The organism is Mycobacterium sp. IDUB_17 (assembly GCF_055419465.1).
The window spans coordinates 1,022,317-1,041,490 of the sequence record NZ_JBVAXS010000001.1 but is presented as its reverse complement, the minus strand read 5'-3'; the positions used below and the strand labels follow the sequence as shown (position 1 = coordinate 1,041,490).

At 66.4% G+C, this 19,174-nt stretch carries 1 protein-coding gene (cut by a window edge); it reads right to left on the bottom strand.

The genetic code is table 11. The features are described from left to right. A protein-coding gene (locus tag ACZYZ7_RS04925) for a non-ribosomal peptide synthase/polyketide synthase (RefSeq protein WP_463740345.1) crosses the window boundary here: on the bottom strand, nt 1-19,174 show its 5' portion. Its footprint begins 5,246 nt before the window's first position; only the first 19,174 of its 24,420 coding nucleotides appear in the window; it begins with the start codon at nt 19,172-19,174; the stop codon falls past the left edge of the window.

Sequence of the window (19,174 nt, the reverse complement as noted above, 5' to 3'; positions counted from 1 at the left end):
TGCCGGCCAGCGCATCCTGCCAGTAGGTCAGCTGTGTGGCGATCCGACTCCGGCTGTCGTCGAAGTCCCCGAACTGTGCACGCTGCCATAGCGTGTAATCGACGTACTGGACGGCCAGATCCGCCCAGGCAGGGGCCTGCCCGGCACTCCGGCCGGCGTAGGCCACGCCGAGGTCGGTCACCAGCGGCGTGAGAGACCAGGCGTCGGCGGCGATATGGTGCACCACCGCAGCCAGCACATGTTCGTCCCCCGATAGGCGGAAAAGCCTCGCCCGCAACGGAATTTCGCCGGACAGGTCGAATACGTGACGCGCCGCCTCACCGATCGCCTCGTGCAACTGCTCTGCCGTCCAACCGGTGGCATCGACGACATCCCAGCCGAAGTCCGCCTGGTCCACCGGTACCACCGACTGCCGCGGGATTCCCTCGACTGCCGGGAACACGGTACGCAGGCTTTCGTGACGGGCCACCACGTCGGCGAGTGCAACACCCAACGCGTCGGCATCCAGCGTCCCGCTGAGCCGCAGTGCCGTCGCCATGTTGTAAACCGGTGAGGGACCTTGCAATTGATCGAGGAACCACAGCCGGGACTGCGCGAACGACAGCGGAATCACCGCGGGACGCTCACCGGCCACCAGCGGATCCAGACGAGCCTCGTCGCCACCGATGCGCGGCGCCAGCTGCGCCACCGTGGGCGCCTCGAACAAGACGCGCACCGCGAGACCGGTATCGAGGGTGGTGTTGATCGCGGCGACCAGACGCATCGCCGACAGCGAATCTCCACCCAGATCGAAGAAGGAATCGTCGACCCCGACCCGCTCCACTCCCAGCACGTCGGCGTAGATCCCGGTGAGGATCTCTTCGGTGAGGGTCCCCGGAGCGCGGTAACGGTCGATGTCCCGGTACTCAGGTGCGGGCAGGGCCCGGGTGTTCAGTTTGCCGTTGGGGGTCAACGGCAAAGTCGCCAAGGTGACCACCGCGGCCGGGACCATATAGGGCGGGAGCTGTTCGGCCAGCTGGGTGCGGAGCTTGGCCGGGTCCGCAGTCCCCGTCACGTAGCCCACCAGCCGTTTGTCGCCGGGGCAATCCGTACGTGCGATCACGGCTGCCTGTTCGACACCGTCCAGCCCGGCCAAAACCGCCTGGATCTCGGTGAGTTCGATGCGATACCCACGGATCTTGACCTGCTCGTCGGCACGTCCCACGTAACGCAGCTGGCCATCGGTACCCCAGCACACCAGATCGCCGGTGCGGTACATGCGGGTTCCCGGCGCGCCGAACGGGCAAGCGACAAAGCGCGATCCGGTCAGATTCGCCTGGCCCAGGTAGCCGACACCTACGCCGCGGCCGGCGACATACAACTCCCCGACCACCCCTGGCGGTACCCGACGCAACGACCCGTCGAGCACGAACAGCGCCGCGCTCGGAACCGGCGCACCGATCGACGGAGCGCCCGTCCCAGGCACCAGAGGCGCAGTCCTGGAAGCACATATCGTGGTCTCGGTCGGGCCGTACGCATTGACCATCATGCGTCCGGGCGCCCAGCGATCCACCAACTCGGCCGGGCAGGCCTCACCAGCCACCAACAACGACACCGCACCCAAACGCTCGGGCGACAGCAGTGCGACCGCTGAGGGCGTCTGGCTCAAGACGCTGACCTGCTCGGCGACGAGCAGCGTCTGCAGGTCTTCTGGCGAGCGGGCCACCGACTCGGGAACGACCACCAGCCGCCCGCCGTGCAGCAACGCGCCCCAGATCTCCTCGACCGAGGCGTCGAAGGCGTACGAATGCCATTGCGTCCACGTCTGTCCCGCCAGGAACGTGTCAGACGAGCCCAGTAGCCCGGTCACGTTGCGGTGGGTGATCGCCACGCCCTTGGGGACACCGGTGGTCCCCGAGGTGTAGATGATGTAGGCGATGTCGTCCGGCTCCGGCGCGGACAAGGCGGTGCCGTCGAGGCCGTCGAGACCCGGGTGCGCGGCATCCGCGTCTTCATCGACCTCGATGACCCGCAGGTCGCACCCGGCCAGTCGATCGGCCAGGCCGGTGGTGACGATCGCTGCTGCCGGCGCGGCATCGGCGAGCATGAATTCAATTCGCGCATCGGGCAATACGGGGTCGATCGGCAGATATGCCGCCCCCGCCTTGAGCACCGCCAGCATCGACACGACCGCTTCTGCGGAACGCTCCGCCAGCAATGCCACGCAGGCACCTGCCCCCACACCGTGAGCTGCCAGCGTGTGCGCCAACCGAGTTGCCGCCTCGTCGACTTCCCCATACGACATGCGGCGGCCGCCGAAACTGATCGCCACCGCCTCAGGCGCTCGGGCGACCTGTTCGGCGAACAACACCGGAATCGAGACGGGAACCGGTGTCGTGGCGGGCTCACGCGTCGCCAATACCGACCGATTGCCCCACGCATCCAGTCGGGCAAGCTCGGCTTCGTCAAGCAGGTCCAGGGACGAGAGCCGCTGGGTGGTGTCGGCCGTCATCGCCGCCAGGACCCGCTGCCACCGCGCGATCAGTGTTTCGATGCTGTCCGTGTCGAACACATCGGTGCGGAACTCCACTGCCCCACCGATTCCGGCGGGCGCACCTTCGGACGTCCAGCGTTCTCCGAGCGAGAACGTCAGATCCATGCGGGCGGTCTGGGTGTCCACGGGCAACGGGGTCACATCGAGGTCGCCCAGGCTCAGCCCGTCGGCGGGGCCGGTGTCCTGCCAGGGAAGGTTCTGCCACGCCAACGCCACCTGCACCAACGGGTGGTGAGCGAGACTGCGGGTCGGGTTGAGCCGTTCCACCAGAACTTCGAACGGAACGTCCTGATGCTCGAAGGCGGCCAAGCTGCGCGTGCGCACCTGGGCCAGCAACTCCGCCACGGTGGGATCACCGGTCAGATCCGCGCGCAACACCAGATTGTTGACGAAGAAACCGACCAGCTCCTCGAGTGCCGGGGCGCGACGCCCGGCGATCGGGAACCCCACGGCCACATCCGAACTCGCGCTCAGCCGGGAAAGCAGGGTAAGCAGCGCGGCCTGCACCACCATGAAACTGGTCGCCCCGTGCTCGGCGGCCACCGCGTTCACCCGCTGCTGCAGCTCGGCGGGCCATTCGACCTCGACAGTGGAACCGCGTTGATCGGCAACCGGCGGGTATGGACGATCGGTGGGCAATGCCAGGCGTTCGGGGAGGCCGGCGAGGGCGTCTTCCCAGTAGCCCAGCTGCGCGGCGATCGGGCTGTCACGGTCCTCGAGATCGCCCAGCTGCGTACGTTGCCACAGCGTGTAGTCGACGTACTGCACAGGCAATGGCGCCCAGTCGGGGGCCTGCCCGGCGCACCGGCCGGCGTACGCCACACTCAGATCGCGCACCAGCGGGGTCAGTGACCAGCCGTCGGCAGCGATGTGGTGGACCACGGCCACCAGGACGTGCTCATCCTCGGCGACGCGGAAAACCTTTGCCCGCATCGGGATTTCGGAACTGAGGTCGAAGCTGTACCGGACGGCGGCATCGATGGCCGCGTCCAGCTCGCCGTCCGCCCAGCCGGTGGCATCGACGACCGTCCAACCGAAGTCCGCGCGGTCGATCGGCATCACCACCTGGCGAGGTGTTCCGTCGGGTGAGTCGAACAGCGTGCGCAGGCTCTCATGGCGAGCGACCACGTCGCCCAGCGCCGCGCCCAACGCGTCCGCGTCGAGCCGACCGTGAAGCCGCAGGCCGACCGGCATGTTGTAAACCGGGGACGGCCCTTGCAGCTGGTCGACGAACCACAACCGATTCTGGGCGAACGACAACGGAATCACAGCAGGGCGCTCACTCGCCACCAGCGGGTTCACCGCCCCCGCGCGTTCACCGATACACAGCGCCAACTGCGCAACGGTGGGAGCTTCGAACACCGTGCGTACCGAAAGTTCGGTATCCAGGCTGGCATTGATCGCCGAAACCAGCCGCATCGTCGAGACGGAGTCCCCGCCCAGATCGAAGAAGGAGTCGTCGGCACCGACGCGCTCCACACCCAGCACCCGAGCGTAGATCCCGGCCAGGATCTCCTCGTCCGGGCCGGACGGCGCGCGGTAATGGTCGGTATCGCGGTAGTCCGGCGCCGGTAGTGCCCGGGTGTCGAGCTTGCCGTTCACCGTCACCGGCAGCGCAGCGAGGGCCACCACCGAGGCGGGAACCATGTAGCCCGGCAGCCGTTCCGCCAGTGCCGCACGCGCTCTGACCGGATCGGCAGTCCCGGTGATGTAGCCCACCAGACGCTTGTCACCCGGCTGATCCTCGCGGGCGATCACCGCCGCTTGGTCCACCCCTTCCAGCGCGGTCAGCGCCGACTGGATCTCGCCGAGTTCGATGCGGTACCCGCGGATCTTGACCTGCTCATCGGCTCGGCCGAAGTAATCCAGCTGCCCGTCGGCTCGCCATCGCACCAGGTCGCCGGTGCGGTACATGCGCGTGCCGGGTTCCCCGAACGGACATGCCATGAAGCGCGATGCGGTCAGTCCCGCCCGGCGCCAATACCCGATGCCGACGCCGGCGCCGGCCAGGTACAACTCACCTACCACGCCTGCCGGTACCGGCCGCAGCCATTCGTCCAGCACGAAGAACGCCGCCCACGCTGTCGGTGCTCCGATCGGCGGGGCACCCGAACCGGCTGCCAAAGGCGCACTGGCACACAACCACATCGTGGTCTCGGTCGGGCCGTAGACGTTGACCATCACCCGTCCCGGCGCCCAGCGATCCACCAACTCCGGCGGGCACGGTTCTGCACCAATCACGAGTGATGTCGCGTCGAGGCCCTGCACCGGCAGCACTCCCACGGCCGACGGGGTCTGGGTCAACACCGTGACCCGTTCGCGCACCAGAAGGGCGTGGAAATCCTCGGGCGAACGGGTCACCGAGTCGGGCACCACCACGAGCCGGCCACCGTGCAGCAGCGCACCCCAGATTTCCCACACCGAGAAGTCGAACGCATACGAATGGAACTGCGTCCACACCTGTCCCGGCTCCAGCGGCACACCGATCTCGAGCGAGTCGAACAGCTGCGCCACGTTGCGCTGGGTGACTGCCACCCCCTTGGGCTGCCCGGTGGTGCCCGACGTGTAGATGATGTGGGCCATGTCGTCGGGGGCCGGTGCCGCCAGTGCCGTACTGGGCTGGTCGGCGACGACCGGGTCCGCCACGTCGAAGATCATCAGGCCGTGCCCATCGAACCGGTCGACCAACTCAGTCGTGGTGACCGCGGCGATCGGGGCAGAGTCGGTCAGCATGAACTCGACGCGGGCCTCGGGAAGCGCCGGGTCGATCGGCAGATAGGCCGCGCCACTCTTGAGCACCGCCAGGATCGCCACAACGGCCTCCGCGGAACGCGGGAACATCAACGCGACCCGCTCGCCGGGGCCCACTCCCCGACTGACGAGCAAGTGCGCCAACCGATTCGCGGACTCATCGAGTTCCCGATACGTCAGCGACCGGTCGCCACAGACCAGCGCCACCGCCTCCGGCGCCCGCATCACCTGCGCCGCGAACAGCTCCGGCACCGACGCCGGCTGCGCCAGGTTGGACAGCACCGCCCGATTGCCCCACTGGGCAAGGCGCGTGCGCTCGGCCTCGTCGAGGAGGCTCACCGCCGAGAGCGCACGACCCGGATCGGTCGTCATCGCCTCCAGCACAGCCTCGATCCGCTCGGTGAGCACATCGATGTCGGCGGTGTCGAAGACGGCGGTGTCGTATTCGAGACGCAGGCGAAGTTCATCACCGGGTATCGCTTGCATCGTCAGCGGGTAGTCGGTCGATTCGTGACTGGTGAAATCGATGATCTCCAAGCCGTCGCCGGCGCCGGACAACGCAGCGGTGTCGACCGGGTAGTTCTCGAACACGAACAGGGTGTCGAACAGCCGGTCATGGTCGGTGATGCGGTGGATCTCGCTGAGCGAGAGATGTTGGTGCTCAAGAGTCTTGGTTTGAGCGTGTTGCAGCTGGTCAAGCAGGTCGGAGGTGGTGGTCGCCGCAGTGATGTCAGCGCGCACCGGCACCGTATTGATCAGCAGGCCCACCATCGACTCCGCGCCGACCACCTCGGCCGGCCGCCCGGAGACCACGGTGCCGAAGGCGATGTCACGCTGGCCGGTCAGTGAGTTCAGCAGGAGCGCCCAGGCGCCCTGCAACACGATGTTGGCGGTGGTGCGGTGCGAGCGCGCGAGCTCGGTGACCGCCCGGGTGATCTTCGCGGACAGTTGATGTGCCCGCACGCCGCGCTGCCCCGGCTCGGACTTCTGCGACGAGTCGACGAGGGTGGGGGTGTCAAAACCGTCCAGCACCTCACGCCAGGCCGCATGTGCTGCCTCGATGTCGCGATCGGCCAGCCACCTGATGAAGCTGCGATACGGCGTGGCCGCGGGGAGCCGGTGACCGTGGTAGGAGGCGAAGATCTCCTGCAGCAGGATGGGCAGCGACCAGCCATCGAGCACGATGTGATGATTGGTGAGCACCACCCGGTGGCTGTTGTGTGCGGTGCGGATGACCGCCACCCGGAAGGCCGGCGGATGTGCCAGATCGCAGACCGCGGCGCGTTCCTCAGCGCATACCTGCCGGATCTGCTCCTCGGTTGCGGCGCCGCCCAATTCGACATAGCGCCACCCTGCGGCGGGATCAGCCGGGATGACCTGTACCGGTTCGTCGAACTGTTCGCAGAATCGGGCCGCGAGATGCGGATGGCGGTTGGCCACTGCCTGCACGGCATCCCGGAGCCGGTGCTCGTTGAGCGCACCGGCGACGGTGATGTCCAACTGCACCACGTACAGGTCGTCATCGGAGCCCTGCACGGTGCTGCTGTGAAAGACGAGCCCCTGCTGTAATGCGGTCAGCGGCAGGATGTCTGCCACCCGGTTCTGCCGTGACAACTCATCGATCTCGTGCTGGCTGAGCCGGGCAGGCGCGATGTCCGACGGGGTCAGTCCGCCCCCACCGTTTCGCACGTGCTCGCAGATGCCGGCCAGGGCGTCCAGCCACAGCCCGCTGAGCCGGTTGATCTGTGCCTCATCGACGGTCGACTGCGCCCAGGTCCAGTTCGCCTGCAACTGCGGGCCGGTCTCGGTGTCGATGGCGCCCGCATTGAGCGCCACGGTGTGGGACAACGGCATGGGCATGGCCGCTGCCGCGCCGGTCGCCGACAGCCCGTCCGCTGAGATCCGCCACAGGTCGTCGGTCGTCTCGGCGGCTCCGCCCCCGAGGCGCCCCAGGTAGTTGAACCCGATCGTCGGGTCGACGCCGTCGAGATCGACGTCGGCGTTCAGGTAGCGCAGTAGCCCGTACGTCAGCGGATCGGGCAGCGAACGCACCTGCTCCTTCGCGTCTTTGATCGCCGCGCCCAACGCTGCATCACCGGTCACCACTTGGGACCAGGACAGTCCGCTGACGTCGTCCCCGAAGTTCATGGCCACCGGATACTTGGCGGTGAACCACCCGACCGTGCGCGACAGGTCGATGGTCAGACCGGCGGTTCCATCCAGGTCTGCCAGTTCTTCTTGGCGGCCGTGCCCTTCGACGTCAACGGCGATCGGCCTACCGGGTGTGCCCAAGGCTCCTGAGAACTCAGCCACCGCAAGCCCGAACGCGATCAACAAAATGTCCTGCACCCCGGCGTGGAACGCCGTCGGCACCTCGCCGAGCAACATGCGCGTGGTTTCCGCGTCCAACGACACCCGCAGCTGCCCGGCGGTCTTGTAGGTATCGACGTCGGGTTGCACTGTCGGTAACGCCGCTGGAGTGGCCGCTACCTGCCGCCACGCGTCGGCCTGGGCCACAACGTCCGGATGACCGGCGTGCGCGTGCAGCAGTTCGGACCACCGCGCGAAAGATGTGCCGGCCGGCGGCAGGGCCACGGGTTGCCCACCGCGATGCTGCGACCAGGCGATGTTGAGGTCTTCCAACATGATTCGCCACGACACCGCGTCGACGGCCAGGTGGTGGACGACCAACACCAGTTGGCTCGTCGAGTTCACCCACAGCGCGCTCAGCATCACCCCGGTCGCCGGGTTCAATCGTGACCGCGCCGCGACCAGCGCCTCATCGGTCAACGTGCCCACGGATCGCACGCACTCTCGTGCGTCCACCGAGCCGGGTTCGGGCACCGTCAACGACCAGTCATCGGCACCATCGCGCCCGGCCCGCAGCCGGAGCATGCCATGGCGATCAATCAAGGCCTGCAACAGGATTACGACATCGGCCGCAGAAACACCCGCAGGAGCTTGCACGAGCACCGTCTGGTTGAACTCATCGACCGGGCCGGTGCTTTCAACGTTGTTCAGCCACCGAATGATCGGTGTTGCCGGTACCGGCCCGACGCCTTCGTCAACCGGGCCATGAGAGCCGCCGGCGACCTCGGCGACCCGCGCCAGCCGCGCCACGGTCTGCTCGACGAACACATCGCGCGGGCGGCACACCAAGCCGGCTGCCCGAGCCCGGGCAACCACTTGAATCGACAGAATGCTGTCTCCGCCGAGGTCGAAGAACGAGTCGTCGACTCCGACCCGCTCCAGCCCGAGCACCTGGGCGTAGATATCGGTCAGGACCTCTTCGACGGCATCCGCCGGCGCGCGATAGGCATCCCCGGAGCCGTAGTCGGGAGCGGGAAGTGCTCGGGTGTCCAGCTTTCCGTTGACCGTCAGAGGCAGCGCGTCGAGCACCACAACCGCGCCCGGAACCATGTACGCCGGCAGCCGGTCGGCGAGTTCGGCGCGAAGACTGGCCGGTTCGCCGGTGCCGGTGATGTAGCCGACGAGGCGCTTGTCACCGGGACGGTCCTCACGGGCGATCACCGCCACCTGCTCCACACCGTCGAGAACGGCCAAGGCGGCCTGGACTTCACCGAGTTCGATGCGATAACCGCGGATCTTGACCTGTTCATCGGCGCGACCCAGGTACTGCAACTGCCCGTCCGGGCGCCAGCACACCAGGTCCCCGGTGCGATACATGCGCGTACCGAGCCCACCGAACGGACACGCGACAAACCGCGAGGCGGTCAAGCCGGTTCTGCCTACGTAGCCATATCCCAGGCCTGCACCTGCGACGTACAGCTCACCGATGACTCCGGCAGGCACCGGACGAAGCCACTCGTCGAGCACCAGTAGCGCGGCACCGGGAACCGGTGAGCCGATGGGCACGCCGTGGCCGGCTTCCAGGGGCGCACTGATCGCCACGCACATCGTGGTCTCGGTGGGTCCGTAGGCGTTGATCATCACGCGGCCGGGAGCCCACTGCTCGACGACCTCGGGTGAGCAGGCTTCTCCGACCACGACCAACGCCGCCGACTCCAGGCCCTCGGTCGGCAACGCCCTTACCGCGGAAGGAGTCTGAGTGAGAACGTCGACTCGTTCGCCAACCAGCAAGGCATGGAAATCGTCCGGTGAGACCGTGATGTCCTCGGGTACGACCACTACCCGTCCACCACGGAGCAGAGCGCCGAAGATCTCCCACACCGAGACATCGAAGGCCAGGGAGTGACACTGGGGCCACACTCCCGGGCGAGGCAGCCCGGCGTCGAGTGACTCCAGCAGCTGGGTCACGTTGTGATGGGTGACCGCAACACCTTTGGGCACACCGGTGGTACCCGAGGTGTAGATCAGGTAGGCGATGTCGTCTGCGTGCGGCGCCGGCATCTCACCACTCGGCTGGAGCGCGAGGGTCCCGATCTCGGTGACGTCGACAACCGCGACGCCGTGCCCCTGCAGTCGATCGGCCAGATCGGTCGTGGTGACGGCGGCAACCGGACCGGCGTCGGTCAGCACGAACTCCAGCCGGGCATCGGGCACCACCGGATCGATCGGCAGATACGCCGCTCCGGTCTTGAGGATCGCCAGGATGGCGATGATCGCCTCAGCGGACCGGTTGAACAGCAGTGCGACGCACTGCCCTGGGCCCGCTCCCCGGCCGATCAGCAAGTGTGCCAAGTGGTTCGCGGATTCGTCGAGATCGCGGTAGGTCCATGAGCGCTCACCGGCGGTCAGCGCCACCGCCTCGGGCGTACGCGACACGTGCTCGGCGAACAACGCGGGAACCGAGATCGGCCTGGGCGCCGGCCGGGTCAGCGTTTCGAGGTTGCCGAGGTCGGCGAGGCGCGCGTGCTCATCCTCGCCGAGCAGATCGACCGACGACAGCCGCGCGGTCGGGTCGGCCGTCATGGACGTGAGCACCCGCTGCAACCGGGCGATCAGGGTTTCGATGGTGTCGGCATCGAACACGTCGGTGCGGAATTCCACCGTCCCGCCGATGCCGGCCGGCTCACCGGACTCGGTCCGGCGTTCAGCCAGCGAGAAGTTCAAATCCATTCGGGCGGTGTGGGTGTCCACGGGCATCCGGGTGACCTGCACATCACCCAATGCCATCCCGGCAGCCGAATCATTGACATCATGCCCGGCGAAGTTCTGCCATGCCAGCGCCACCTGGATCAACGGATGGTGGGCCAGCGACCGGGTCGGGTTCAGTTGTTCGACGAGGACTTCGAACGGCACATCCTGGTTGTCGAACGCGGCCAGGCTGCGTGCCCGTACCTGAGCCAGGACATCGGTGACGGTCGGGTCACCGGCCAGGTCCACCCGGAGCACCAGTGTGTTGACGAAGAAACCGACCAGTTCATCCAGCGCGGGGTCACGGCGGCCGGCGATCGGGAAACCCACCGCCACATCGGAACTCGCGCCGAGCTTCGACAGCAATGTCAACAGCGCCGCTTGTACCACCATGAAGGTGGTCGCGTTGTGTTCACGCGCCACCCGGGCCACTTGTTGCTGCAACTCGGCGGGCCAGTCCACTCGCATCGTGGCACCGCGCTGATCGGTCATCAGCGGGTACGGCCGATCGGTCGGCAGGTCGATGCGCTCGGGCATGTCGGCCAGCGCGTCCCGCCAGTAGGTGAGCTGCGTGGCGATTCGGCTCTGGCTGTCCTCGAAGTCACCGAACTGCGCACGCTGCCACAACGTGTAATCGGCGTACTGCACCGCCAGCGGCGCCCAGTCGGCGGCCTGCCCTGCACACCGGTTGGCGTAGGCCACCCCGAGATCGGCCACCAGCGGGGTGACCGACCAACCGTCCGCGGCGATGTGATGCACCACCGCGACGAGCACGTGCTCGTCATCGGCCAGCCGGAACAGCTTTGCCCGCAGAGGAATCTCGGCAGACAGGTCAAAAGTATGCCGCGACGCGGCCTCGATGCCGGCCTGCACCTGCGCCGGCGTCCAGCCGCTGGCATCGACAACTTCCCAGCCGAGTTCGGCATGTCCTGAGGCCATCACGATCTGGCGCGGGATGCCGTCGGGCGCGGCGAACAGGGTGCGCAGGCTTTCGTGGCGAGCCACCACGTCGGCCAGCGCCGCGCTCAATGCCTCGACATCCAGTGCGCCGGTCAGCCGGAACGCGGCCGTCATGTTGTAAACCGGTGACGGACCCTGCAATTGGTCCAGGAACCACAAACGTGACTGGGCGAACGACAGCGGCACGACCGCAGGCCGTTCAGCGGCCACCAAGGGCTCCAACCGGGCCTCTGCCCCACCGACCCGCAGTGCGAGCTGTGCCACCGTGGGCGCATCGAACAGGGAACCCACCGTGATACCGGCCCCCAACGATGTGTTGATCGCAGCGACCAGACGCATCGCGGACAACGAGTCCCCGCCCAGATCGAAGAACGAATCGTCGATCCCCGCCCGAGCCAGACCGAGGACACGAGCATAGATGTCGGCCAGGATCTCCTCGACCGGGTTCGCCGGGGCGCGATAGTGATCGGTGTCGAGATAGTCCGGTGCCGGTAGAGCACGCCTGTCGAGTTTGCCGTTCACCGTCAGAGGCACCGCATCGATCGCCATCACCGCGGACGGGACCATGTAGCTCGGGAGCCGCTCGGCCAGCCGCGCGCGGATCTGGCCTGGCTCGGCCGTTCCGGTGACATAGCCGACCAGACGCAATGCCGCGCGATCGTCCTCGCGAGCGATCACGACGGCTTGTGTCACGCCGTCGACTGCGGCCAGCGCGGCCTGGACTTCACCGAGTTCGATGCGGTACCCGCGGATCTTGACCTGCTCGTCAGCACGTCCCAGGTACTGCACTTGACCGTCAAGGCCCCACCGCACCAGATCACCCGTGCGGTACATGCGGGTTCCCGGCGCCCCGAAGGGACAGGCGACGAAACGGGAAGACGTCAGGCCTGCCCGGCGCCAATATCCCGTTCCCACACCGCGGCCGGCGATGTAAAGCTCACCGACCACTCCGGGCGCCACCGGCCGCAACCAGGAATCAAGTATGAACAGCGCTCCGCCGGCGACCGGTGCGCCGATCGGCACCACCGATCCCGGAGTGAGGGGTGTGCTGATCGATGCGTAGACGGTGGCCTCGGTGGGACCGTAGGCGTTGATCATCACTCGTCCGGGCGCCCAGCGGTCCACCAGCTCAGGAGGACAGGCTTCGCCGGCCACCACCAACGCCGCCGACTCAAGACCCTGCGGTGAGATCATGCCCGCGGCCGACGGGGTCTGACTCAATACGGTGACGTGTTCGGTCACCAGCAAATCGTGGAAATCATCGGGTGATGCGGCGACCGATTCCGGTACCACCAGCAGGCGTGCGCCATGGAGCAACGCACCGAAGATCTCCCACACCGAGACGTCGAAGCTGTACGAGTGCCACTGCGTCCATACCTGCCCGGGTCCCGATGACACGTTGTCGTCGAGGGAGCCGAACAGTCCCGGCACGTTGCGATGCGGGATGGCAACGCCTTTCGGCACACCCGTCGTGCCGGACGTGTAGATGATGTAAGCGGTGTCGTCGGGAGACGGGGCCTGCATCGCAGTCCCCGGCCGGCCTTCGGCGGCATCGTCGATATCGATGACGGGGACATCAATCCCGTCCAGGAGAGAACGTCCTCCGGCCGCGGTGACCGCGACGATCGGCTCGGCATCTTCCAGCATGAATGCAATGCGGGTCACCGGAAGCGCCGGATCGATCGGCACGTAAGCCGCTCCGGTCTTCAGCACAGCCACAATCGCCACGATGGCCTCGGTCGACCGGGAGAACAGCAGCGCCACAACCTCGCCCGGGCCCGCGCCGTGGGCGGACAATACGCGCGCGAACCGGTTGGCGGCCTCGTCGAGTTCCCGGTAAGTCATCGACCGGCCCTCGAAAGTGACCGCGACCGCGTCCGGAGTGGATGCCACCTGCTCGGCGAACAGTGCCGGAATCGACTTCGCCGTCACCGGTTCCGTCAAGACCGCCCGGTGACTCCACTCGATCAGGCGGGCGTGCTCAGCGTCACCGAGCAGATCGACCGATGACAACGGCCGCTCCGGATCCGAGGTCATCGCTGCCAGAACTGCTTTCAGCCGCTCAACCAAGGCCTCGACTGCGACCGGGGCGAAGACCTCGGTGTCGTACTCGACACGGAGCTGCATTTCGCGTTCGACGCGGGAACCCGATTCGCGGCCCGGGAGGGCTTGCACCGCCAGCGGGTAGTGGTTGGATTCGCGGAAATCGAACCCGGTGACCGCCAACCCGTCGACGCCCGACAGTGCGGTGGTGTCGATCGGGTAGTTCTCGAAAACGAGGAGGGTGTCGAACAACCTATCCTGACCGCTGATGCGGTGGATGTCGCTGAGCGCCACGTGCTGATGCTCGAGCGTGTCGTTGTGGGCACCTTGCAACTGACGCAACAGATCTGCGGTGGTGGTGTTCGGTTTCACCGTGGCCCGCACCGGCAATGTGTTGATCAGCAGGCCCACCATCGAATCCGAGCCCTCGACGTCGGCCGGCCGCCCCGAGACCGTCGTGCCGAATGCGACATCATGCTGGCCGGTCAGCGAGCTCAGCAGGAGTGCCCAGGCGCCCTGCAGCACGACGTTGGTGGTGCTGTGATGGGTGCGCGCCAACTCACCGATTGCGCGGGTGGTCTCCTCCGGAAGCCGGAATGTCTCGATACCCCGCTGTCCCAGCCTGTTTCGATCGGCCGGTCCCACCAATGTCGGTGTGTCGAATCCGGCCAACATCTCGCGCCATACCTCATGGGAGCCGGCGCGATCCCGTTCGCCGAGCCAGGTGACGAACCGGCGATACGGCGCGGCTGCGGGCAACCGTTGCCCACCGAAGCCGGCGAAGATCTCCTGCAGCAAGATCGGCATCGACCAGCCGTCGAGCACGATGTGGTGCGCCGTCAACACGAACCGGTACCGGTCATCGGCGATGCGAATGACGCAGGCCCGGAAGGCGGGTTGGTTTTCGAGATCGCAGACCGCGGCACGTTCGACGGCGCAGATGTCCTGGATCTGCTGATCAACGCCAATACCGTTGACGTCCAGTTCGATACACCGCCACGGCGCCACGGGATCCGCGGGTACGACCTGCACCGGCTGCTCGAACTTCTCGAAGAAGCGGGCCACCAGGTGCGGATGTCTCCGGACCACCGCCTGGACCGCCTCGCCGAGCCGCTCCTGATCGAGCGGGCCGCTCAACGCGATATCCAGTTGCATCGCATATACGTCGCGAGAGCCCCGAGCGGTCCCCGCATGGAACAGCAATCCCTGTTGCAACGGCGTCAGCGGCAGGACATCGGAAATCCGGTGCTGCCCGCTGAGTTCGTCGATCTGCTGCTGGCTCAGCGCGGCAGGAGCGATGTCCGACGGGGTAAGCCCGCCGCCACCGTTTCGCACGTGCGCGCAGATTCCGGCCAGCGCATCGAACCACAGTTGGCCCAGTCGGCTCACTTCCGTGCGGTCCAGGACTGAGTGCGCCCATGTCCAGTCGGCGTTCAGCTGCACGCCCGTGTCGGTATCGACGGTGGCTGCGTTGAGCTCGACGGTATGCCCGAGTGGCGTGGGAACCGCCCCGGCCAGGCGGGTCAACGACAAGCCCTCAGAACGCATCCGCCAGACATCACCGGAGGCGTCTCCCACGGCCCCACCCAGGCGGCCCAGGTAGTTGAACGCGATCGCCGGATCCGGCCCGGCCAGCTCAATTTCTGGGTTCAGGTAACGCAGCAGGCCGTAGGTGAGACCGTCTGGCAGAGCTCGCAGCTGCTCCTTGGCGGCTTTGACCACCGCACCGAGCGTTGCGTCACCCGCCTTCACCTGCGTCCAGGGCAATCCGTGCAGGTGGCCCCCGAAGTCGAACGACACCGGGTACTTCGCGGTGAACCAGCCCACGGTGTGCGACAGGTCGATGTCGAGGCCGGCAGTTACACCCAAATCTGCCAAGTCCTCTTGGCGCCCGTGCCCCTCCACATCGATGGCAATCGGTGCGCTGCTGCGCGAGAATTCGGCGACCGCCAACCCGAACGCGATCAACAAGATGTCTTGGGTGCCTGCATGAAACGCGGCGGGCACTTCGCCGAGAAGCATGTGGCTGGTCTCGGCGTCCAACGTCATCGACAGCTGCCCGGCGGTCTCATAGGTATCGACCTGGGGTTGCGATGCGGGCAATGCCGGCGGTGTGGCCGCCACCTGTCGCCACACGTGCGCCTGGTCCACCACATGCGGGTTCAGTGCAGCCTGAGACAGCAGGTCCGCCCATCGGGCGAACGACATGCCGGCGGGCACCAGCGTCACCGGCCGACCGCTACCACGCTGCGCCCAGGCGACATTGAGATCCTCCAGGAGGATTCGCCACGACACGCCATCGACCGCCAGATGGTGAACGATCAGCACCAGCTGACTCGTGGAAGTCACCCACAGCGCGCCGACCATTGCCCCGGCGGCCGGGTCCAGCGTTGACCTCACCGATACCAGGGCGTCGTCAGACAACACATCCACCGAGTGCACGCATCCGGCGGCGTCGACCGAACCCGCTTCGGGCACCGTCAACGACCATCCGCCGGCGCCGTCGTCCTCGGCACGCAATCGGAGCATGCCGTGCCGATCGAGCAAGGCCTGCAACAGAACTACGACGTCGGCCTCGGTAACACCCGCAGGAGCTTGCAACAGCACCGTCTGGTTGAACTCGTCGATCGGGCTGTCGGCTCTTCCCAGGTTCTTCAGCCACCGCATGATCGGGGTAGCCGCCACCGGTCCGAGGCCCTCGTCAGCCGGTTCGTCGGTCACACCCGTCGACTCGACCACCTGGGCCAGTCGGGCCACAGTCTGCTGGACGAAGATGTCCCGCGGGCGACACGTCAGGCCCGCGGCCCGGGCGCGCGAGGCCACCTGCATCGACAAGATGCTGTCGCCACCCAACTCGAAGAACGACGCATCGACGCCGACACGGTCCAGTCCGAGGATCTGGGCGTAGATCCCGGCCAGGATCTCCTCGGTCGGAGTCGACGGGGCCCGATAGTCATCGATGTGCTGGTATTCCGGTGCAGGCAAAGCCTTCTTGTCGAGCTTGCCGTTGACCGTCAACGGCAACGCATCAATCACCACAACCGCGGTGGGCACCATATAGGCCGGCAGCTTCTCCCCCAGCGCGGCACGGGCTGCCGACGGATCGGCGGTCCCGGTGATGTAGCCGACCAGACGCTTGTCGCCGGGACGGTCCTCACGGGCGATCACCACCGCCTGCTCGACCCCAGCCAAAGCCGTCAACGCCGACTCGATCTCACCCAACTCGATGCGATAGCCACGAATCTTGACCTGCTCATCGGCCCGCCCGAGGTACTGCAGCTCCCCTTCCGGGTTCCAAGACACCAGATCCCCGGTGCGATACATCCGCTGTCCCGGCGCTCCGAACGGACACGCCACAAATCGCGACGCGCTCAACCCGGCCCGGCCAACGTAGCCGGCAGCCAAACCCGCACCAGCCACGTACAACTCGCCCACCACACCCGCAGGCATGGGCCGCAACCAATCGTCGAGCACGAAGAACGCGAGATCGTCCAGAGGTACACCGATCGGACTGACCGCGTTCACCACATCGGCCGCGGTGATCTCCCGGAACGAGGCATGAACCGTCGTCTCGGTGATCCCGTACATATTGATCAACCGCGGCAGCCTCGGGTGTTCAGCCAACCACGGAGCCAGCCGCTGCGGTTCCAGCGCTTCACCGCCGAACACCACAGCGTCGAGCGCCAGCCGGTTTTCCGGCCGGGCGGTATCCACCGCTTGCAACGCATAGAACGCCGAGGGCGTCTGACTCAACACACTCACGTGTTCGTCGACGAGTAAGGCGTGGAACTCTTCAGGCGATCGTGTCACCGATTCGGGCACCACCACCAACCGGCCACCATGCAACAGCGCGCCGAAAACCTCCCACACCGAAAAGTCGAAAGCCAACGAATGACACTGCGTCCACACCTGACCCGCAGACAACTCGACATCGGCGTCCACCGCCCGCAGCAACCGCGCCACATTCCGATGCGCAACCGCCACGCCCTTGGGCACACCCGTAGTACCCGACGTGTAGATCAGATACGCGATGTCGTCGGGCCTCGGCCCCATCGGTAGCGCCGTACACGGCTGGCTGTAGACCGCGCGGTCGTTGACATCGATCACCGTCAACCCACGTCCGCCCAACCGATCCACCAGATCAGCGGTGGTCACCACAGCCATCGGCGCGGAGTCAGAGAGCACGAAATCCAGCCGAGCATCAGGCACCGAAGGATCGATCGGCACATACGCCGCACCGGTCTTCAGCACCCCCATGATCGCCACGACCGCCTCAACCGACCGCGGGAACAACAGCGCCACCCGCAGCCCCGGACCCACACCCCGCTCAACCAGCAAGTGCGCCAACCGATTCGCAGCCGCATCCAACCCGCGGTACGACATCGAACTATCGCCGAAGCTGACCGCCACCGCCTCCGGATGGCGAACCACCTGCTCGGCGAACAACTCCGGAATCGACAACGACACAGACCCCGACCGACTCAAGGCGGCCTGATTACCCCAACCCTTGAGCTCCTCAAGCTCATCGCGGACGTCGATAGTCGCAAGCTGCCGGCCCGGCTCGGCGGTCATCGAGTTCAGAACCCGTTCGAAGCGATCCGCCAAATCTCGCGCGTCACAGCCGATGAACTGCTGGCCGACACCGGTCATGCTGAGAAAAAGGTCTTCGTCCTTCTTGAGGAAAACCAAACCGAACTGGTCCACCAGGCCGGTGTGGGTGACGGTCCCCCACCCGGGAGCATCACGGAAATCAGCCCTGGGAATAGTCGGAATGAAATTGATGGCCGGCCGGGCCGACGGCTGTCCCGTGCCCCGGAATCGCGACTTGTTCTCGATCGCGCGTAACGGGAATCGCTGATGGTCCAGCGCACCTCGGAACCGCCGGTCGACATGTTCACACAAGCCGGCCACTGTGGACTGCGGTGACATATCCAACATCAAGGGCACAACCCCGGACACCATCCCAGGCACCATCAGCGCCTCTGGACGCACCCGTCGGCTGACCGGAAGATCGAGTGCGACCTCGGATCCGCCGATCTCGCTCTGCACCAACAGCGCATACGCGGCGGTGATCACCGAGGCGCGGCGCACTCCCAGAGCTTTCGCCAGATCGCGGGCCCGGGCCACGACGGTGGGGTCCAGTTGGATTGGCGCAGAAGGCTCATACTCGGCGACCTGGTTTGCGACTCCGGGGGCCAGACCATGCCGGGGTTCACTCTCGGGCGGGATATTCGCGGCCCAATACGCCTGATCGTCGAGGTAATCGTCGGTAGCCTCGTAGTCAGACTCGCAGTCGATCAGGCTCTTCAATGACCCGAAGATTGCAGGTGGCATCGGCTCGGCACCAGCGATTGCTGTGTAGACAGCGGCAATCTGGTGACAGACCAGGCCCATCCCGATTCCGTCTATCGCGATGTGGTGGCAGCACACAAAAAAGTAGAACTCGTCGGCGCGTGTCTGCATCAGCGCGAACTTGAACAGCGGCCCGGTCAGAGGCATCGGAGTCTGCCGGATCGACGACGCTACCCGATACGCGTCCTGCTTCGGATCGCGGGACGCAGTCAGGTCATGGCGGGCAAGCTCGACATCCGGATAGTCAACTACCGTCTGGAAAACTTGGCCGTCTACCTCGGAGAAGGTAGCCCTCAGCGGTTCGGCCTCGTGCACCACGTGCCGAATCGCTTGTTCCAGCAGGTGATGCTCGATGGCGCCGTCGATCCGGGCAAGCATGCCCAGCTGCCACTTGACGCCGACGCGGCCGGTCTCCTCCGAGAGCCAAATGTCTAGCTGGCCCCGCGTGAGCGGAAATCTTTCGTGATCACATTCCAT